This is a genomic window from Paraburkholderia phymatum (assembly GCF_038900715.1).
Classification (GTDB): Bacteria; Pseudomonadota; Gammaproteobacteria; order Burkholderiales; family Burkholderiaceae; genus Paraburkholderia; species Paraburkholderia phymatum_A.
In genome coordinates this window covers 167,161-187,121 of the sequence record NZ_JAYMRZ010000007.1, presented here as the reverse complement: position 1 = coordinate 187,121, position 19,961 = coordinate 167,161, and the positions used below count along the sequence as shown (strand labels likewise).

Here is a 19,961-nt window from a genome sequence, read left to right as displayed (position 1 = left end):
AAAGGCCGCATCCGGCATGCTGCCGTGGACGCGATCAGCGTGCGTGCTCGTCGATGAAGCCTTTTAGCATCGTCAGCGTATCGGCGTCGTCGATGTGCTTGTCGGTGCGCCAGCGCAGCATGCGCGGAAAGCGCACGGCCACGCCCGATTTGTGGCGCGGGCTCGCCTGGATGCCTTCGAAGCCGATCTCGAACACGAGCGTCGGCGTGACGCTGCGCACGGGGCCGAACTTCTCGACCGTCGTTCTGCGGACGATCGCGTCGACCTCGCGCATCTCTTCGTCGGTGAGGCCCGAGTAGGCCTTTGCGAACGGCACGAGTGTGCGCACGCCATCGGCTTCGTCCCATACGGCGAACGTGAAATCCGTGTAGAGGCTCGCGCGCCGTCCGTGCCCGCGCTGCGCGTAGATCAGCACGGCATCGATCGAATACGGATCGATCTTCCACTTCCACCAGGTGCCGGACGCTTTCGTTCGGCCCACGCCATACATCGACGCGCGGTCCTTCAACATCAGCCCTTCGACGCCGCGCTCGCGGCTCTCGTCGCGCAGCGCGGCAAGTGCGCTCCAGTCGCTCGCGACGACGAGAGGCGACACGCGCAGCAGATCCTTCGCGAGCGTATTCGCGAGACGGGCCGCGAGCGCGTCGAGTTGCTCGCGCCGTTGCTGCAACGGCTGCATGCGCCGATCGTCGCGGTTCGCTTCGAGCAGATCGTAGGCGAGGAACGCAGCGGGCGATTCCGCGAGCACGCGCTTCGTCAGCGACTTGCGCGTGATGCGCGGTTGCAGCCGCGCGAACGGCAGCGGCGCGAGCGCGTCCGGTTCCCACGCGAGAATCTCGCCGTCGAGCACATAGCCATCGGGCAACGCTTCGCCCAACGCGACGACTTCGGGGAAGCGGTCGGTGATCAGGTCTTCGCCGCGCGACCAGATCCACACGCGTCCATCGCGCTTCACGACCTGCGCGCGGATGCCGTCCCACTTCCATTCGGCGAACCACGACGAAGGATCGCCGAGCGTCGACGGATCGGCTTGCAACGGATGCGCGAGAAAGAACGGATACGGCAGCCCGCGTTCGCTTTCGTGCAGCACGCGCGCGGTCTCGGTGTCGTCGTGCTTACCGGGCTCGCGCTCGGGCGCGGGCGCAATCAGGCGCAGATAGCGCGCGGCGTCGGGCGCCTGGCTCGAATCGGTCCAGCCGACCATGCGCTGCGCGATCAGCTTGTGATCGACGCCCGCGACATCCGCGAGCGCGCGCACGACGAGCTGACGCGCGACGCCGACGCGAAACCCGCCGCCGATCAGCTTCGTCAACAGAAAGCGGCCGCTCCAGTCGAGCTCGCCCCAGTACGCGGGAAGCCGTTCGCGCAACGTTTCGGGCGACGCGCCGCGCAGCGTCAGAATGCGTTCTTCGATCCATTGCGTGAGGCCGAGCTCGGACGTGCGTTCGGCGGGCGGCAGCACATGCGCGATGGTCTCGGCCAGATCGCCGACGGCCTGATACGACTCTTCGAACAGCCACTCGGGCAAGCCCGCGCGCGTGCGCGCGATCTCGGTGAGCAGGCGCGTCGGCACCGACTGGCGCGGCTTGCCGCCCGCGAGGAAATACGAGGCCCACGCGGCGTCCTCGGGCGGCGCGGCGGAGAAATAGGCGATCAGCGCATCGAGCTTGTCGCGCGTCGATGTGGTCGCGTCGAGCGCCGCATAGAGCGAGGCAAAGCGCTTCATGACGTGTCGCGCTCCGCTGTGTTCGTTGTGCCCGTTGTGCTCGCGACGTCTGCGGTGCCGGCCGTGCCGGCTTCGTTGCCGGCGGCTGCGTCGGCTTCGACTGCGTCGTCGCCGTATTCGGTTGCGAACGCACCCGCTTCGAGGCCCTGTTCGCGCAGCCAGCGCACCATCGGCTCGACCTGTCCGTGCGTGACGAACACGCGGTGCGCGCCCGTCGCGGCGATGGCCGTTTGCAGCGCAGGCCAGTCGGCATGATCGGACAGCACGAAGCCGCGATCGACACCGCGTCGGCGCCGCGTGCCGCGCAGACGCATCCAGCCCGACGCGAACGCATCGCTATAGTCGCCGAAGCGCCGCAGCCACGCGCTGCCTTGCGCCGATGGCGGCGCGATCACGAGCGCCTGGCGGAACACGTCCTTGTTGCGCGCGGGAATCTCGCCGACGAGCCGCACCGGCGGCAACGCAACGCCTGCCGCGCGATACGCGCGATTCAACGGCTCGACGGCGCCGTGGCAGAAGATCGGCCCGATGCCCGCATCGACGCTCGCCAGAATGCGCTGCGCCTTGCCGAACGAATAGCAGAACAGCACGGATGCGCGGCCCGTCGCCGCGTTGTGACGCCACCAGCTATCGATGCCGTCGAATACGGCTTGCGGCGCGTCCCAGCGATAGATGGGCAGACCGAACGTGGATTCGGTGATGAACGTATCGCAACGCACGGCTTCGAACGGCGCGCAGGTCGGATCGGGGTCGAGCTTGTAGTCGCCCGATGCGACCCACACTTCGCCGCGATATTCGACGCGCACCTGTGCCGAGCCCAGCACATGTCCCGCCGGATGCAGCGACACCTGCACGCCGCCGATCGCGATGCGCTCGCCATACGGCAACGTTCGCAGCGAGATGTCGGGCAGGCGCGATAGCAGCACGTGCGCGCCGGGTTCGGCGGCGAGATAGTGCCGATGCCCGGCACGCGCGTGATCCGAATGCGCGTGCGTGATGACCGCGCGCTCGACGGGTTGCCACGGATCGATATGAAAGTCGCCTTGAGGGCAGTACAGGCCCTCGGGACGCGCGACGATCAGATCCGTTGGTTGAGTCAAGGTTGTCTCCGCGTTGTTTCGCCATCGTCCGCGCGAACAGCGAGGCTCGCGTGAGCGAAGGGCGTGCGCGCATTTGCGTCGATCGGCGGACAAGCGCGACTGGGTGTGAGTGCATCGTAGCGCGGTTTGGGTCGCACGATGAGCCGACGGGACCGAGCCAACGGGACACACGCGACACGCCGCTGCAAACGAAGCGCCCCGACATCGTCATGACGTCGGGGCGCCCGTTCGATCCGTCGAGCGTGGATCGCGAATCGATAGCCGTTACTCGCTGCCCTGCGAGCCGTTGCCCGGCTGCTGCATCGTGCCCGGCTGGGACATCGTGCCGTTGCTCGACGAGCCGTTGTACGAACGGTTCATGCCCGAGCCTTGCGGCGATGCGCCCGTGCCGGTGCCCGTGCCGCCGCCTGTGCCCGTCACGCCTGGCGAGCCGTAGCCGCTTTCGTTGGTGGTGCCGCGCGGTATGCTGTTGACGCCCGCGCCCGGTGTCGCGACGCCGCCTGCGCCGCCCGCGTTGCCGCCGCCCGCGCCGACGCCGTTGCCGGCCGCGCCGCCGCCTGCACCCGCGCTTCCGTTACCGCCACCGCCGCCTGCCTGCGCATACACGCCGCCGGATAGGGCCATGATCAGGGCAGTAGCAAGTACCTTCTTCGTCGTGGTTTTCATCGTCTAACCTCCAGAGGTTGGATTGATCATTCCGAGTCGGTGCTGTCGACCCGCCCGTACCTTTGATTGCGCAAACCCTGTGCCGCGCAGTGCCGTTGCGCATGCGCGTATCGCGTGCCACATGCACGCGGCGTCGTCGACGAAAGATCAAACGAAAGGCTCGATGACGAGCCGATGAAAGGGCCAATGAAAGGGCCGATGAAAGGGCCGATGAAAGGGCCAATGAAAGGGCCAATGAAAGGGCCAATGAAAGGGCCAATGAAAGGGCCAATGAAAGGGCCGATGAAAGGGCCGATGAAAGGGCCGATGAACACCCAATGAACACCCAATGAACACCCGATGAAGGCCCCACCACTCCCAGGAACATTGCTTGCGCGACTCGATTGCTGATGCGCGCGCACGCCGAGCCGTCGCCGCGCGATTCACTCATGCAAGGAGTCAGACCGATGACAAGCAAGTCCACGAGCAAGCCGCGCAACGGACAGCCCTCGGGGCCGGCGGCAGACCGGAAGTCGCAGGACCTCGAACGCTCGCGCGCGCGGCCGCAGAACGAAGCGCTGCGCACGAACCAGGGCGTCAAGATCGCGGATAACCAGAACACGTTGCGCGCGGGCGCGCGTGGTCCGTCCCTGCTCGAAGATTTCATCATGCGTGAAAAAATCACGCACTTCGATCACGAGCGCATTCCGGAGCGTATCGTGCACGCGCGCGGGTCGGCGGCGCATGGCGTGTTTCAGGTCTACGAGTCGATGGCCGAATACACGAAAGCGGCCTTTTTGCAGGACCCGTCTGTGCAAACGCCCGTGTATGTGCGCTTTTCCACGGTGCAGGGGCCGCGCGGTTCCGCCGATACCGTGCGCGACGTGCGCGGCTTCGCGACGAAGTTCTACACGTCGGAAGGCGTCTACGATCTCGTCGGCAACAACATGCCCGTGTTCTTCATTCAGGATGCGATCAAGTTTCCCGACTTCGTGCACGCGGTGAAGCCGGAAGCGCCGAATGAAATGCCGACGGGCGGATCGGCGCACGATACGTTCTGGGACTTCGTATCGCTCGTGCCCGAGTCCACGCACATGGTGCTGTGGACGATGTCCGATCGCGCGATTCCACGCAGCCTGCGGACGATGGAAGGCTTCGGCGTGCATACGTTCCGCTTCGTCAACGCGAAGGGCGTGATGCGTCTCGTGAAGCTGCATTGGCGCCCTGTGCTCGGCTCGTATTCGCTGCTGTGGGACGAAGCGCAAAAGCTCGCGGGCAAGGACCCGGACTTTCATCGGCGCGATCTGTGGGAAGCGATCGAGCGCGGCGACTATCCGGAGTTCGAGCTCGGCGTGCAGATCATCGAAGAGAAGGATCAGGATTCGTTCGGCTTCGATCTGCTCGACCCGACCAAGATCGTGCCCGAGGAAATCGTACCCGTGAAGATCATCGGCAAGATGACGCTGAACCGGAACCCGGACAACTTCTTCGCCGAAACCGAACAGGTCGCGTTTCATCCTGGCCACATCGTGCCGGGCATCGATTTCACGAACGACCCGCTGCTGCAAGGGCGCCTCTTCTCATACACCGATACGCAGATCAGCCGCCTGGGCGGCCCGAACTTCCACGAGATTCCGATCAACCGTCCCATCAGCCCGAACGTGAACAACCAGCGCGACGGCATGCATCGGCAGACGATCAACGTCGGACAGGCGTCGTATCAGCCCAACTCGCTGAACGACGATTGGCCCGTCGAAACGAAGCCATCCGTGGCCGACGGCGGCTTCGAGAGCTTTCCCGAACCGATGGAAGGCACGAAGATCCGCGTGCGCAGCGAGTCGTTCGCCGATCACTTCTCGCAGGCCGCGCTCTTTTATCAAAGCATGAGCGACGTCGAGAAAGAACATATCGCGCTCGCGTACCAGTTCGAACTCGGCAAGGTGACGAAGCCCGAGATTCGCGCGCGCGTCGTCAACGAAATCCTCGCGAATTTCGATGCGGATCTCGCGGCGACGGTGGCCGAAGGTCTCGGTCTGCCGAAGCCGGGCAAGGGCGCGCGTGCGGCCGGCAAGCAGACGCCTTCGCCTGCGTTGAGCCTGCTCAATCGCGTGAAGCCCGGCGTCAAGACGCGCAAGATCGCCATGGTCGCCGCGGCGGGCAGCGACGGCGCGGCCATCAAGAGCGTGCAGTCCGCGTTGAAGGCGCAAGGCGCGACGCCGCTCTTGATCGCGCCGACGCTCGCCGCAATCGACGGCATGAACCCCGATGCGACGATCGCCGGCATGCCGTCGGTCATGTTCGACGGCGTCGTGATCTGCGGCGGCGAGCAGGGCGCGAAGACGCTCACGCAATCGGGCGACGCGCGCCACTTCGTGCTCGAAGCGTTCAGGCATCTGAAGGCGATCGCGGCGCTCGGCGCGGGCAAGGAACTGCTGAACGCAGCGCATCTGCCTGACAAGGCCGATGGCGTGTCGATGGGCGATGACGTCGATGCAGTGCTCAAGCCGTTCATCGATGCGGTCGGCCAACATCGCGTGTGGTCGCGCAGAAAGCTGGCGGAATCGGTGCCGGCTTGATGGACATCGGCGCGGTTTGAGCGCGCGTTCGAAGTAACGCGCCGTTGCTGTGACTGTTGCAGCAACGGCGCTCCGATTTTCAATCAACGGTATTCGTATCCGGCAGACGCGCGATCCGACACACGCGCGCGAGCACTACCGGCGCGTTGCGCGCGACTGCTCTCGCTCGACGGCCTGCAAGCGCCAGAAGCCCGCGACGGGATCGGCGCGCGGGTGTGAGATCCACGTCGCCTGGCCTTGCGCCGACGTCATGTTGCCGTGCCGGTCGACGCGCACGCCGTACAGCGTCACGAGCGGCTGGTCCGCGCCGCGCGCGCACAGCGAGACGATGTGCCCGTCCTCGCGCATCTCGCCCGACGACGGCAACTCGACGCCGCGCCGATCGTGCGACGTCCACGCGTGGCTCAGCGTATCGAGCCACAGCACCGCGTAGTCGTGGTTGACGGTCGGGTCGGACGTATTGATCAGGATCGACAGACGCATGTAGCCTCCTGTCAAGCCAATGGCTTTCGCCGTTTCAAGCAACGCCTGTTCCAGGAAGCGGATGACGCATGCGATTGCGTTGCAGCAAGGCTGCGCGGCACGGCGTGCCGGATGGCGCGCGCGTCGCATCTGTACAAAGTGCAAGCGCCGTGATCGTTTTTACGCGGCGCCTTGAACCGGGCACCTCAGGCGATCCGTTGCGCAAAAAAACGTACACTTTGTCTATCAGAAAGGGTGGGCCGTCGTGCATCGCAGCAATGGAGCGACGGTCTGGCCATAAGGTCAGGAGACAGCATGGATCTTTTCATGTCGATGGAGGCGTTCGTGCGGGCCGCCGAGGCCCAGAGTTTCGCGAGCGCCGCGCGCCAGCTCGGCGTGGCGAAATCCGTCGTCACCTCGCGCGTGAAGCAACTCGAAGAGCACTTCGGCGTGCCGCTCTTTCATCGCTCGACGCGCGCCGTGCGTCTGTCGGAGATCGGCGAGACGTACTATCGCGAGTGCGCCGAACTCGTCAACAAGGTCCACGATCTGTCGGGCCGCTCGATCGAGCAGCACGAGTCGCTCGCGGGCACGCTCAATGTCCACGTGCTGCCCGGCTTCGCGCTCGGGCATTTCTCGCAGGCGCTGATCGAGTTTCGCGAGAAGCATCCGCGCATCGAGTTCGTCGTGACCGTCAACGACCGCGTGATCGACCCCGTGCAGGAAGGCTTCGATCTCGCGTTGCAGATCTATCCGCCCGCATCGAACCTGCTCGTCGAAAGAAGGCTCTTTCCCGTGCGAGGCGTGCTGTGCGCGGCGCCCGGCTACCTGAAGGAAGAGCCCGTGATCGAGACGCCGCTCGATCTGCTGCGGCACGACTTCGCGCGCTACTCGTACTATCCGTGGGGCGACAAGTGGCCGCTGATGAAGGGCAACGAATGCTTCGAGATCGCGCTGAATCCGGTGCTGAAAACGAATAGCGTGCATCTGCTGCTGGAGTTCGCGCGCGCGGGCGCGGGCGTCGTCTATCTGCCGACGATGGTCGCCGCAGCCGATCTGCTCGAGCGCCGGCTCGAACGCGTGTTGCCCGACTACGCGGCGCCGCCGTTGTGGCTGTCGGCCGTGTACCCCGCGTCGCATCGCTCGACCGCGAAGGTGAAGGCGTTCGTCGACTTCCTGCGCGCGCGTTATCTGCGCGAGCCGCAATGGGACAGGGCGCTCGGCATCGTCCCCGATGACGACGACATCAAGAGCGTCGGCGAAGAACTGGCCGACCAATAGAGGATACCCAGGTACTTCCCCTGGGGTCCGTTGCCCGCACCCGGCGTTCTGATTTGCCGAACCTCGGATCATTGCTGTTGCGCTTTCCGGCACTTACTCTTGCGTCCATGGAAACACGCACGACGTGTCGAAGATCAACGGAGATCCAAGGAGGCAATCATGCAGCAGACCTGGTTGGCGAGTCTCGACAGCTACCGTAAAGGCTCGATCGAAATCATCAAGGGCAAGCCCGAACACTATGCGATGTCGAATGTGTTCGAAGTCGCGAGCCACGCCGCGCCGTACGAGAAGATCGTCGTCGGCAAGAACCTCAAGTATGTGATCGAGACGCTGCGCGCCGAAGGCACGTCGCCGTGGTTCACGGCCTCGCACGACGAGTTCTGCGTCGTGATGGACGGCGAGCTCGACGTGCACTTCATCAAGCCTTCGGACGGTCCGCTCGTCGATGCAGAGACGGAAGGCAGCGTGCGCCTCGACGGCACGCCGTCCGGCAAGAGCATGGGCTTCGTGCGGCTGCGCCGCGGCCATCAGGCGCTGCTGCCCGCAGGCGCCGCGTACCGTTTCGAAACGGCAGGAAAGGGCGTGCTGCTGATGCAGACCATTCTGGGCCGCTACTCGGTCGAGAAATGGCAGGACATCTGCATTCAATAACCCGTCACGCACATTCTCTTTTCTGGAGCAGCTCATGAGCACCGTCAACACACTGCAAAACATCTGCGCGAGCGAGCCGGATGGCGTCACGGGTTATCGCACGTTCAAGCTCGGCGATTTCGAGTTCTCGCGCGACGCGTATTTCGTCACCCTCAAGTGGCCCGCGAAAGGCCAGCAGCGCTCGCATCAGATGCACGCCGACGACTTCCTGCGCGCGATGATGCGCGACGTCGCGTGGGGCTTCTTCTACGGCTGGGTCAACTTCGACGAAGTGATCGGCACGCGCAATCACTACGGCAAGGTCGACATGTATGCGGGCGCCTATAACGCGAGCTTCCGCGACGCAGGCGTCGATCATGTGCAGCAGTTCGACACGCCCGTCATCATGGCGACGTTCAAGGCGATCCTGAAGGACTGGGTCAACGAAGGCTTCGATCCGTTCGCGGCCCCCGAAGAAACGGGCTCCGCATTCGGCGCGAAGCATGGCGACAACGTGGCCGCGATCGAGCGCACCCGCATCGCGACGAAGCGCATGCCCGGACTCGAAGGCGATTCGCCGCTGCGCGACGATTTCCCCATCAACCGCCAGTTCGCCGACGTCGTGCAGGACGAGCCCGAGATTCACGCCGCACCGGGCTTCGAAAAGGAACTGCACGCGTTCAATCTCTTCAAGTATTTGTCGCGTTCGGATGTCACGTGGAATCCATCCGTCACGTCGGTGTGCAAGCAGAGCCTCTTCTGCCCGACCACGGAAGAATTCGTGCTGCCCGTGTTTCATGGCAACGATCGCGTCGAGTGGTTCCTGCAACTGTCCGATCAGATCGTCTGGGATGTGGCCGACAAGGACACGGGCGAGCCGCGCGCGCGCATCACGATGAACGCCGGCGACATCGCCGCGATGCCCGCCGACATCCGTCACAAGGGCTACTCGCAGAAGCGTTCGATGCTGCTCGTGTGGGAGAACGCGACGCCCGATCTGCCGAAGCGGTACGAGAGCGGCGAACTGCCGCCTTACCCGATCCAGTTCTAAGCACTTCCGGTTGTTCCCGATCATGCAACGCACGGCGCCAGACAGCTGGCGCCGCGGGGACGCTCACGCCCAAACGTCTCATCGAGCAGGACTGACATGCAAACGCAACTCTTCATCGACGGCCGCTTCGTACCATCGCTCAGCGGCGAAACCCTCGCGACGCTCAACCCTCACGACAACTCCGTGATCGCGGAAGTGTCGATGGCGAATCACGCCGACATCGATCGCGCAGTGGCCGCGGCGAAAGCGGCGTTCCCGAAATGGAGCAACCTCGCGGCGGCCGAGCGCGGCCGTCTGCTGCTGAAGCTCGCCGATGCGATCGAAGCGAACGCGGACAGGCTCGCGCATCTCGAATCGATCGACACCGGTCATCCGATTCGCGACACGCGCTATCTCGACGTGCCGCGCACGGCCGCGACGTTCCGCTATTTCGGCGGCATGGCCGACAAGTTCGAGGGCTCGGTGATTCCCGTCGAGCAGGGCTTTCTGAACTACCTGACGCGCGAGCCCGTCGGCATCGTCGGACAGGTGGTGCCGTGGAATTTCCCGCTGATGTTCACGAGCTGGAAGATGGCGCCCGCGCTCGCCGCCGGCAACTGCGTGATCATGAAGCCCGCCGAACTCACGCCGCTGTCGAGTCTCGCAATCGCGGAACTGATGGCCGAAGTGGGCTTTCCCGCAGGCGTCGTCAACATTCTGCCGGGGCTCGGGCACGTGGCGGGGCAGTACATCGCCGAGCATCCGGAGATCGGCAAAGTCGCGTTCACGGGCTCGACGGCTGTGGGGCGCAAGATCGTGCAGGCGTCGAGCGGCAACCTGAAGAAAGTGCAGCTCGAACTGGGCGGCAAGGGCGCCAACATCGTGTTCGGCGACGCAAATGTCGATGCCGTCGTGCAGGGCTCCGCGTTCGGCATCTTCCACAACCAGGGCCAGGCGTGCATCGCCGCGTCGCGAATGATCGTGCACGAATCGATCGCGGACGAAGTGCTCGAAAAGTTCGTCGCGCTCGCGCGCTCGATCCGCATCGGCGATCCGCTCGATCCGACGACGGAAATGGGCCCGCTCACGTCGCGTCAGCATCGCGACCGCGTGCTGTCGTATGTGGACGTCGCGCGCGAGCAGGGCGGACGCGTTCTGTCGGGCGGCAAGTCGCCGGATGGCGCGGCGCTCGCGAACGGCTGCTATGTCGAGCCGACCATCGTCGAAGCGAAGCCGACCGACCGCGTGTCGCAGGAAGAAGTGTTCGGCCCGTTCATGACGGTGACGACGTTCCGCACCGACGAAGAAGCGCTCGCGATTGCGAACGGCACCGAATACGGCCTCGGCGCGGGCCTGTGGACGCGCGATCTGCAACGTGCGCATCGGGTCGCGCGCGAGATTCACAGCGGCATGGTGTGGGTCAACTGCTACAAGCGCGTGAGCCCGGGCTCGCCGTTCGGCGGCGTCGGCGCGAGCGGCTATGGACGCGAGATGGGCTTCGAAGCGATGCGCGAATACACGCAGGCCAAGTCGGTGTGGGTCAACGTGGATGCGCAGATTCCCCCTCATTTCCCGCGCTAAAGCGCACACACACGCACACGCCATGAAACCGTTCGTCTATCAGGGCTTGCCTTCGCGCGTCGTGTTCGGCGTGGGCAGCCTGGATCAACTGGATCGCGAGATCGAACTGCTCGGCGCGAAACGCGCGCTCGTGCTCGCGACGCCGCAACAGCGCGCGCAGGCCGAAGAGCTTGCCGCGCGCATCGGGTCGCACGCAGCGGGCGTGTACGCGGAAGCCGTGATGCACGTGCCCGTCGAAACGGCGCGCGCCGCACGCGACGTCGCGGCGCGACTCGGCGCCGATTGCGCGATCGCGATCGGCGGCGGCTCGACGACGGGCCTCGGCAAGGCGATCGCGCTCGAAACGGCGCTGCCCATCATCGCGATTCCGACCACTTATGCCGGCTCGGAGATGACGCCGATCTACGGCCTCACGGACGGCGGCGTGAAGAAGACGGGCCGCGACCTGCGCGTGCTGCCGAAGACGGTGATCTACGATCCGTCGCTGACCGTGTCGTTGCCGCCCGCGCTTTCGCTGACGAGCGGCATCAACGCGATTGCGCACGCCGCCGAAGGACTCTATGCGCAAGACGCGAATCCCATCGCGAGCCTGATGGCGGAGGAGGGCATCCGCGCACTGGGCGATGGGCTGCCGGGCGTGATCGGCAAGCCCGACGATCTCGATGCACGCGCCGCGTGCCTGTATGGCGCGTGGCTGTGCGGCGCGGTGCTGGGCAGCGTCGGCATGTCGCTGCATCACAAGCTGTGCCATACGCTCGGCGGGACGTTCAACCTGCCGCACGCGGAGACGCACACGATCGTCTTGCCGCACGCGCTCGCATACAACCGCGACGCGGCGCCTCACGCGATGCAGCGAATCGCGCGCGCACTGCATGCGGACGATGCCGCGCAAGCCGTCTTCGATCTCGCGCGCGATCACGGCGCGCCGACCGCGCTGAAGGACATCGGCCTGAAGGAGGCGGATATCGACGTTGCGCTGGATCTTGCATTGACGAGTCCCTACTGGAATCCGCGCCCGGTGCAACGCGAGCCGCTTCGCGCGTTGCTGCGCGATGCATTCGAAGGACGCAGGCCCGGATAGCGCTGCGATACGCAAAACGATACGCACACATATAAAAGCAGGAGACAGCAATGAACGGAGATCTCATCGACGGAGGTAGACGCCGGTTCGTGCGCCTCGCCGCGAGCGGCGCGCTCGCCGCTACAGCGCCGATATTCTCGCCGCTCGTGTTCGCGGCGGGCACGCGCACGCTGAAGATCGGCTATGTGTCGCCGCAGACGGGGCCGCTTGCGCCGTTCGGCGAGGCGGACCGCTTCACGATCCAGCAGATGCAGGGCGCGCTGAAGAACGGCGTGACGATAGGCGGCAAGACGTACCCCGTGTCGATCGTCGTGAAGGACAGCCAGTCGAATCCGAATCGCGCGAGCGAAGTGGCGAACGATCTGATCCTGAAGGACAAGGTCGACATCATGCTCGTCTCGGGCACGCCCGAAACGGCGAACCCCGTCAGCGACACGTGCGAGCTGAACGAGACGCCGTGCGTGTCGACGGTCGTGCCGTGGCAGCCGTGGTTCTTCGGACGCAAGGGCGATCCGAAGAAGGGCTTCGGCTACACATATCACTTCTTCTGGGGCCTCGAAGACGTGATCGCCGTGTACACGGGCATGTGGCAGTCGGTGCAGACGAACAAGAGCGTCGGCGGCCTCTTTCCGAACGACGGCGACGGCAACGCATGGGGCGACGCGAAGCTCGGCTTTCCGCCCGTGCTCGCGCAAAAGGGCTTCGCATTGAAAGACCCGGGCCGCTTTCAGAGCATGACGCAGGACTTCTCCGCGCAGATCTCCGCGTTCAGGCAGTCGAACGCGCAGATCGTGACGGGCGTCGTGATTCCGCCCGACGCAAAGAACTTTCTCGTGCAGGCGCGTCAGCAGGGTTTGAAGCCGAAGGTCATTTCGATCGGCAAGGCACTGCTCTTTCCGACGTCGATCGAAGCACTCGGCGATCTCGGCGAAGGGCTGTCGACGGAAGTGTGGTGGTCGCCTTCGCATCCGTTCAGATCGTCGCTGACGGGGCAGAACGCGCGCCAGGTCGCCGACGAATACGAACGCGTCACGTCGAAGCAATGGACGCAGCCGGTCGGCTTCGCACACGCGCTCTTCGAAATCGCGATCGACTCGTTCAAACGCGCGAAGGACATCGACTCGAACGAAGCGATCCGCGATGCGGTCGCGTCGACGAAGCTCGACACGCTCGTCGGTCACGTGGCGTGGGGCAATGGGCCCGTGAAGAACGTCGCGAAGACGCCGCTCGTCGGCGGGCAGTGGATGAAGGGGCAGAAGCACCGCTTCGATCTCGCCATCGTCAACAACCAGCTTGCGCCTGCCGTGCCCGTCAGCGGGCCGCTCAGGCTGATCGTGTGACGGCGCATCAGCAGCATCACGAGGAGAGTTGCGATGAGCGCATTGCTCAGACTCACGAACGTATCGAAGCGCTATGGCGCGCTGACGGTGACAGACGCGATCAGCTTCGAAGTCGGGCGCGGCGAGACGTACGGCATTCTCGGGCCGAACGGCGCGGGCAAGACGACGCTGTTCAATCTCGTCAGCGGCGACGCGAGGCCCGATGAGGGCACGGTCGAGTTCGACGGCGCCGACGTCGGGCATCTCGCGCCGCATCGTCGCTGCGCGGCGGGCATCGGCCGCTCGTATCAGGTGCCGCGTCCGTTCAGCGGCATGACGGTGTTCGAGAACCTGCTGGTCGGCGCGCGTTTCGGCGGCGAACTCGACGAACGCGCGGCCTGTGACGTGTGCGTCGACGTGCTGGAGCGCACGGGCCTCAAGCGCCGCGCGAACCAGCTTGCGGGCACGCTCGCGCTGCTCGATCGCAAGCGGCTCGAACTCGCTCGCGCGCTCGCGACGCAGCCGCAATTGCTGCTGCTCGACGAAATCGCGGGCGGCCTGACACAGGGCGAGACGCATGAACTCGTCGACGAGATCCGCCGCGTGAAGGAGCACGGCGTGACGATCGTGTGGATCGAGCATGTCGTGCATGCGCTGCTCGCGGTGGCCGATCGCCTCCTCGTCATCAACTTCGGCCGCAAGCTGGCCGAGGGGCAGCCCGCTGCCGTGATGGACGACCCCGAAGTGCGGCGCGTTTATCTCGGACTGGAGGCGTGACATGGCGGCACTACTGCAAACGCATGGGCTCACTGCGTCCTACGGCGATTTTCAGGCGCTGTTCGGCGTCGACATCGACGTGCAGCCCGGCGAAATCGTCGCGCTGATCGGCTCGAACGGCGCGGGTAAATCGACGTTTCTGAAGGCGCTCGCGGGGCTGACAAAAGCGAAGCGCGAGCAGATCGTCTATCGCGGCGAAGCGATCGGCGGGATGCCGGCGGCGAGCATCGTGGGCAAGGGCATTGCGCTCGTGCCCGAGGGGCGCAGGCTCTTCGCGAGTCTTTCCGTCGAGGAGAACCTGCTGCTCGGCGCGTATAGCGGGCGGCCCGGACGCTGGAACCTCGAAGCCGTCTACGCGCTCTTTCCGGCGCTGCGCGAGCGGCGGCATCATGCGGCCACGGCGCTTTCCGGCGGACAGCAGCAGATGGTCGCGATCGGCCGCGCGCTGATGAGCAATCCCGATCTGCTGATGTGCGATGAGCTGTCGCTGGGGCTCGCGCCCGTGATCGTCCGTGAGATTTACGCGGCGCTGCCCGATATCGTGTCGGACGGCATGAGCGCGATCGTCGTCGAGCAGGACGTGCAGCTCGCGCGGCGCGTGTCGTCGCGTTTCTATTGCTTCCAGGAAGGGCGCATATCGCTGTCGGGCGTGTCCGCCGATGTCTCCGACGAAGCGATCACGCAAGCCTATTTCGGAGTGGCCGCATGAATACGCTCGCCAATGTCGTCGTGCAAGGCGTGCTGCTCGGCGCGCTGTATGGTCTGTTCGCGATGGGGCAGTCGCTCGTGTTCGGCGTGATGCGGCTCACGAATACCGCGCACGGCGACTTCATCGTGTTGCTCGTGTTCGTGCTGTTCGCGCTGACGAGCCTGCTGCATGTGCCGCTCGCGCTGTCGCTCGTGCTGTTGCTCGTGATCGCGTTCGGCGCGGGCTACGCGGTGCAGTACACGGTGCTCAACCGTGTGAGCAGCCGCGATCCGCTGCCTTCGCTGATCGTCACGTTCGGGCTGTCGATCGTCATTCAGAACGTGTTGCAGCAGTTGTTCTCCGCCGATCCGCGCTCGATCGCGACGGGCAGCTTCGAAGCGCAGAGCGTGACGTTCGCGGGCATCACGGCCGGCTATCTGCCGCTCGTGACGCTCGGCGCAACGGTGGCGCTCGCGTTCGCGATGCAGTGGCTCTTCGGGCGCACGCCGCTTGGCCGCGCCTTTCGCGCAACCTCCGACGACCGCGAGATCGTTCAACTGATGGGCGTGTCGTACCGGCGCACTTACGCGCTTGCGATGGGCATCGCGTTCGTGCTGATCGCGGTCGCGGCGGCGCTGTATTCGATGCGCACGGCCGTCTCGCCGACCGATGGTCCCGCGTTGCTGCTGTTCGCATTCGAGGCCGTGATCATCGGCGGCATGGGGTCGTTCTGGGGCACGTTCGCGGGCGGCATGGCGCTCGGCATCGCGCAGCAGGTGGGCTTCTATTTCGATCCGGGCTGGGGCATCTGGTTCGGCCATATCGTGTTCCTGTGCGTGCTGGTCGTGCGGCCGCAAGGCCTGTTGCCGAAGACGGCGTGAGAGGGTTGTCATGACGATGCATCTGAATCAGGCGCGCGCGTTCGAAGTCCATTGCGCGACGCGCGCGAGCAAGGTCACGCTGTTCACGCTGCTGGCATTTGCCGTCGCGGCCGCGAGCGCGCCGTGGTGGGCGGGGCGCGAAGCGTTGCACGATTTCGTGCAGCTCGCCGCGTACATGGTGTTCGCGATGATGTGGAATCTGCTCGCGGGCTATGGCGGCATGGTGTCGATCGGGCAGCAGGCGTTCTTCGGCCTGGGCGGCTACGCGATGCTCGTGCTCGCGAACTACTGCGGCGTGTCGCCGTTTCTCGCGGTGCCGCTCGGCGCGCTGATCGCGACGGTGGCCGCCGTGCCCGTGTCGATGATCGCGTTTCGTCTTGAAGGCGGCTACTTCGCGATCGGCACATGGGTGATCGCGGAAGTGTTCAGGCTCACGTTTGCGAATATCAGCGCGCTCGGCGGCGGCTCGGGCACGAGCCTGATTGCGCTGCGCGGCATTCCGCGCGCGCTGCGCGAATCGCTGACGCTGTGGCTCGCGCTTGGGATCGTCGCGGCGGCGATCGGTCTGCTGTATCTGTTTCTGCGCTCGCGAGCGGGCCTTGCGCTGACGGCGATGCGCGACAACGCGGTGGCGGCGAGCAGTCAGGGCGTCGACGTGAAGCGCGCGCGGCTCATCGTCTATCTGGTGTCCGCGTGCGGCGCGGCGCTCGCGGGCGGCCTGTACTTCGTCGGCAATCTGCGCATCTCGCCGGATGCGGCGTTCTCCGTCAACTGGACGGCGTTCGGCATCTTCATCGTGCTGATCGGCGGGCTCGGCACGCTCGAAGGGCCGATTGTCGGCGCGCTGATTTTCTTTGTGCTGAACAAGTTTTTGTCGGACTATGGCACCTGGTATCTGATCGGTCTCGGCGCGTTGGCCATCGTCGTGACGATATGTTTTCCGCAGGGATTGTGGGGCTACGTGTCGCAACGCCTGCATCTGCAGTTGTTTCCCGTCGGGCGGCGCGTCGTGTTCCGCGAAGCCGCCGTGCCGAGTCAGCAACACCAGGCGGACGAGATCGCACAGGCGCTCGATCCGCATTCGACCAACGCCCATCGAGCGTGAGGACATCATGAGCGAGACAACCACTCAGCGCGCGGGCGATCGCGCGCTTCATCCCGTCACCGAAACGGTGCTGGCAACGCTTTCCGGTTGCGGCGATGCGCGCATCAAGGAAATCATGTCGGCGCTGATCCGGCATGTGCACGCGTTCGCCGAGGAAGTGCAGCTGACAGGCGACGAATGGCGGCGCGGCATCGAGTTCCTGACGCGCACGGGCAAGAAGTGCGACGGCATTCGTCAGGAGTTCATTCTGCTGTCGGACACACTGGGCCTGTCGATCATGCTCGACGCGATACATCGCAAGCAGGATGTGACGGAGTCGGCGGCGACGGAGAACAGCCTGCTGGGGCCGTTCTACCGCGAAGGCGCGCGCGACGAAGCATACGGCGCGAACATCGCGCGCACGGAAGGCGAGCCGGCGCTGTTTCGCGGGCGGCTCGTCGACGAGGCGGGCAAGCCGGTGCCGGATGCGCTGATCGAAGTATGGGAGACGGCCAACAACGGCATGTACGAAGGCCAGGACCCGAACCAGCCGGAGAGCAATCTGCGCGGCCGTTTCCGCTCAGGACCGAACGGCGAATACGCGTTCCGCTCGATCAAGCCGACGCCGTATCCGATTCCGACGGACGGCCCCGTCGGGCAGATGCTGCTCGCCGTCGGCCGTCATCCGATGCGGCCCGCGCACGTCCACTTCCTGATTCAGGCGCCGGGCTACGAGACCGTCACGACGGCGCTCTTCAGCTCCGACGATCCTTACGTCGAATCGGATGCCGTGTTCGGCGTGAAGGCATCGCTGGTCGTCGAGTACGTGAAGAACGAAAGCGCGTCCGACGCGAAGGAGTGGGACTTGCCTCGCCCGTTCTTCGACGTGCAGCGCGACTTCGTGCTGGTGCGCTCGCAGGAAGCGGCGCGATGATGACGGCCACGGTGTTGTGTCCGCTCGATGACATTCCCGATGGCGGCGGCAAGGAAATCGCATGCAGCGCCGCCGACGAACGCGCGGGCAAGCCCGCGATCGTCGTGCTGCGGCGCGGCGACGACGTATGGGCATATCGCAACGTGTGCCCGCATTTCTCGATCCCGCTCAACTACGAAGCCGACACGTTCTGGACATACGAAGCCGAGCATCTGATGTGCGCGCATCACAGCGCGATGTTCCGCTTCGAGGACGGCATGTGCGTCGACGGTCCGTGTCTCGGCGCCGCGTTGACGCGCGTGCCCGTGCGCATCGAAGCGCGCATGGTCGTCGAGGAAGATGCGGACGACGGCGACGACGTTTGACAATCTAACGTCGATTCACCGCGCAACAGCGGCAGATTGAGCAGAGTAGCGGCGTTTCGCGGCGGCATCTGCTATCGTCGCGTCTATGCAGCCCATCATCTCGGTTTCGAATCTATCCAAGACATACGCATCGGGTTTTCAGGCCCTCAAGCGTATCGATCTCTCCATTCGCAAAGGCGAAATCTTTGCATTGCTCGGGCCGAACGGCGCGGGCAAGACCACGCTCATCAGCATCATCTGCGGGATCGTCAATGCGAGCGAGGGCAGCGTGACGGTCGACGGCCACGATATCCGCAGCGACTATCGCGCCGCGCGTTCGCTGATCGGCCTCGTGCCGCAAGAGCTGACCACGGATGCGTTCGAAACCGTCTGGGCAACCGTGTCGTTCAGCCGGGGCCTGTTCGGCAAGCCGAAGAACCCGGCGTACATCGAACGGGTCCTGCGCGATCTCTCGCTCTGGGAAAAGCGCAATAGCCGCATCATTCAACTGTCGGGTGGCATGAAGCGGCGCGTGCTGATCGCGAAGGCGCTGTCGCACGAGCCGCGCGTGCTGTTTCTCGACGAGCCGACGGCGGGCGTCGACGTCGAATTGCGCCGCGACATGTGGAAGCTCGTCCGGTCGCTGAGCGCAAGCGGCGTGACCATCATCCTGACCACGCACTATATCGACGAAGCCGAAGAGATGGCCGACCGCATCGGCGTGATCAACGGCGGACAGATCATGCTCGTCGAAGAAAAAGCGGAGCTGATGCGCAAGCTCGGCAAGAAGCAGCTGGCGCTGCAACTCGAAGCGCCGCTCGCGAGCGTGCCGGCCGCGCTCGCGCAGTACCAGCTGGAACTCGCGAACGACAACAGCGAGCTCATCTATACCTACGACGCCGAGCGCGAGAAGAGCAACAGCCTCGTCGCGCTGCTCAACGATCTCAGCGAAGCGGGCATCCGCTTCAAGGACCTGCACACGACGCAAAGCTCGCTCGAAGACATCTTCGTGAGTCTCGTGCACCGCAAACAGGAGGAGAACGCGTGATGAACCTCCATGCTATCCGCGCGATCTATCGCTTCGAAATGGCCCGCACGGGGCGCACGCTGATGCAGAGCGTGATCGCGCCCGTCATTTCCACGTCGCTCTATTTCATCGTGTTCGGCTCGGCGATCGGCTCGCGCATCCGCGAAGTAGAGGGCATCAGCTACGGCTCGTTCATCGTGCCGGGGCTCATCATGTTGTCGCTGCTGTCGCAGAGCATTTCGAATGCGTCGTTCGGCATCTATTTCCCGCGCTTTACAGGCACGATTTACGAATTGCTGTCGGCGCCCGTGTCGTATGTGGAGATCGTCATCAGCTACGTGGGCGCGGCCGCGACGAAGTCGATCGTGCTCGGCCTGATCATTCTCGCGACGGCGGGCCTCTTCGTGCCGCTACAGGTCCAGCATCCGTTCTGGATGGTTCTCTTTCTCGTGCTGACGGCCATCACGTTCAGTCTGCTCGGCTTCATCATCGGCATCTGGGCCGACAACTTCGAGAAGCTGCAACTCGTGCCGCTGCTCATCATCACGCCGCTGACGTTCCTCGGCGGCAGCTTCTATTCGGTCTCGATGCTGCCGCCCGGATGGAAAGTGGTGACGCTGCTGAACCCGATCGTCTATCTGGTGAGCGGCTTTCGTTGGAGCTTCTTCGGGCTTGCTGATGTGAGCGTCGGCATCAGCCTCGGCATGACGGCGATCTTTCTGTGCATCTTTCTTGTCGTGATCGCGTGGATCTTCAAAACGGGCTACCGGTTGAAGTCGTAGTACGATGACGGGC

General features: G+C 64.8%; 19 protein-coding genes. 15 read left to right on the top strand and 4 right to left on the bottom strand.

All coding sequences use genetic code 11. The features are described 5' to 3' along the window. Nucleotides 1–34: 34 nt before the first annotated feature. The 3 genes from VSR68_RS15535 to VSR68_RS15525 form a co-directional block, all read right to left on the bottom strand. A complete protein-coding gene (locus VSR68_RS15535; protein ID WP_342940695.1) occupies nt 35–1,726 on the bottom strand; it encodes an ATP-dependent DNA ligase in 1,692 nt (563 codons plus the stop codon). Then, complete coding sequence (locus VSR68_RS15530) at nt 1,723–2,826, bottom strand: ligase-associated DNA damage response exonuclease (protein WP_342940694.1); 1,104 nt, start codon at nt 2,824–2,826, stop codon at nt 1,723–1,725. The genes VSR68_RS15535 and VSR68_RS15530 overlap by 4 nt, the downstream gene beginning before the upstream one ends. A gap of 264 nt (nt 2,827–3,090) precedes the next feature. Next, complete coding sequence (locus tag VSR68_RS15525) at nt 3,091–3,492, bottom strand: hypothetical protein (protein WP_342940693.1); 402 nt, start codon at nt 3,490–3,492, stop codon at nt 3,091–3,093. A gap of 446 nt (nt 3,493–3,938) precedes the next feature. Here VSR68_RS15525 and katE point away from each other — a divergent pair, with 446 nt between their 5' ends. After that, nucleotides 3,939–6,047 carry a catalase HPII gene (katE, locus tag VSR68_RS15520; protein WP_342940692.1) on the top strand — a complete coding sequence of 703 codons (2,109 nt, stop codon included), beginning with the start codon at nt 3,939–3,941 and terminating at the stop codon, nt 6,045–6,047. Nucleotides 6,048–6,182: 135 nt separating this feature from the next. On the opposite strand, the gene VSR68_RS15515 is transcribed toward katE, so the two are convergent. Continuing rightward, the gene (locus tag VSR68_RS15515; RefSeq protein ID WP_342940691.1) at nt 6,183–6,530 is read right to left on the bottom strand and encodes a DUF3564 family protein; all 348 of its coding nucleotides are present in this window, start codon (nt 6,528–6,530) and stop codon (nt 6,183–6,185) included. 294 nt (nt 6,531–6,824) lie between these two features. On the opposite strand from VSR68_RS15515, the gene VSR68_RS15510 reads away from it, so the two are divergent. The 14 genes from VSR68_RS15510 to VSR68_RS15445 all read left to right on the top strand — a co-directional run bounded on the left by VSR68_RS15510 (nt 6,825) and on the right by VSR68_RS15445 (nt 19,948). Beyond that, nucleotides 6,825–7,790, top strand: a complete 966-nt coding sequence (locus VSR68_RS15510; protein WP_342940690.1) for a LysR family transcriptional regulator — start codon at nt 6,825–6,827, stop codon at nt 7,788–7,790. A 159-nt stretch (nt 7,791–7,949) separates the two neighbouring features. Beyond that, complete coding sequence (locus VSR68_RS15505) at nt 7,950–8,441, top strand: hydroxyquinol 1,2-dioxygenase (RefSeq protein WP_342940689.1); 492 nt, start codon at nt 7,950–7,952, stop codon at nt 8,439–8,441. Between the two features lie 34 nt (nt 8,442–8,475). Then, entirely contained in the window at nt 8,476–9,471 is a 996-nt protein-coding gene (locus tag VSR68_RS15500; RefSeq protein WP_342940688.1) for a hydroxyquinol 1,2-dioxygenase, read from the top strand. Nucleotides 9,472–9,567: 96 nt separating this feature from the next. Then, entirely contained in the window at nt 9,568–11,031 is a 1,464-nt protein-coding gene (locus VSR68_RS15495) for an aldehyde dehydrogenase family protein (protein WP_342940687.1), read from the top strand. A gap of 22 nt (nt 11,032–11,053) precedes the next feature. Next, on the top strand, nt 11,054–12,112 hold the full coding sequence (locus VSR68_RS15490; RefSeq protein WP_342940686.1) for a maleylacetate reductase: 1,059 nt from the start codon (nt 11,054–11,056) through the stop codon (nt 12,110–12,112). Nucleotides 12,113–12,162: 50 nt separating this feature from the next. Next, nucleotides 12,163–13,452, top strand: a complete 1,290-nt coding sequence (locus VSR68_RS15485) for an ABC transporter substrate-binding protein (RefSeq protein WP_342940685.1) — start codon at nt 12,163–12,165, stop codon at nt 13,450–13,452. Between the two features lie 33 nt (nt 13,453–13,485). Next, on the top strand, nt 13,486–14,208 hold the full coding sequence (locus VSR68_RS15480) for an ABC transporter ATP-binding protein (RefSeq protein ID WP_342940684.1): 723 nt from the start codon (nt 13,486–13,488) through the stop codon (nt 14,206–14,208). Nucleotide 14,209: 1 nt separating this feature from the next. After that, entirely contained in the window at nt 14,210–14,917 is a 708-nt protein-coding gene (locus VSR68_RS15475; RefSeq protein WP_342940683.1) for an ABC transporter ATP-binding protein, read from the top strand. Further along, the gene (locus VSR68_RS15470) at nt 14,914–15,777 is read left to right on the top strand and encodes a branched-chain amino acid ABC transporter permease (protein ID WP_342940682.1); all 864 of its coding nucleotides are present in this window, start codon (nt 14,914–14,916) and stop codon (nt 15,775–15,777) included. The genes VSR68_RS15475 and VSR68_RS15470 overlap by 4 nt, the downstream gene beginning before the upstream one ends. Before the next feature lie 10 nt (nt 15,778–15,787). After that, nucleotides 15,788–16,882, top strand: coding sequence for a branched-chain amino acid ABC transporter permease (locus tag VSR68_RS15465; RefSeq protein WP_342940681.1), 1,095 nt, complete (start codon nt 15,788–15,790; stop codon nt 16,880–16,882). Between the two features lie 7 nt (nt 16,883–16,889). Continuing rightward, the gene (locus tag VSR68_RS15460; RefSeq protein ID WP_342940680.1) at nt 16,890–17,795 is read left to right on the top strand and encodes an intradiol ring-cleavage dioxygenase; all 906 of its coding nucleotides are present in this window, start codon (nt 16,890–16,892) and stop codon (nt 17,793–17,795) included. Then, nucleotides 17,795–18,160 (top strand): Rieske (2Fe-2S) protein, encoded by a 366-nt coding sequence (locus tag VSR68_RS15455; protein ID WP_342940831.1) that lies wholly within the window; start codon nt 17,795–17,797, stop codon nt 18,158–18,160. The genes VSR68_RS15460 and VSR68_RS15455 overlap by 1 nt, the downstream gene beginning before the upstream one ends. Nucleotides 18,161–18,245: 85 nt before the next feature. Next, a complete protein-coding gene (locus VSR68_RS15450) occupies nt 18,246–19,187 on the top strand; it encodes an ABC transporter ATP-binding protein (RefSeq protein ID WP_342940679.1) in 942 nt (313 codons plus the stop codon). Next, on the top strand, nt 19,187–19,948 hold the full coding sequence (locus VSR68_RS15445) for an ABC transporter permease (RefSeq protein ID WP_342940678.1): 762 nt from the start codon (nt 19,187–19,189) through the stop codon (nt 19,946–19,948). The genes VSR68_RS15450 and VSR68_RS15445 overlap by 1 nt, the downstream gene beginning before the upstream one ends. Nucleotides 19,949–19,961: the final 13 nt, after the last annotated feature.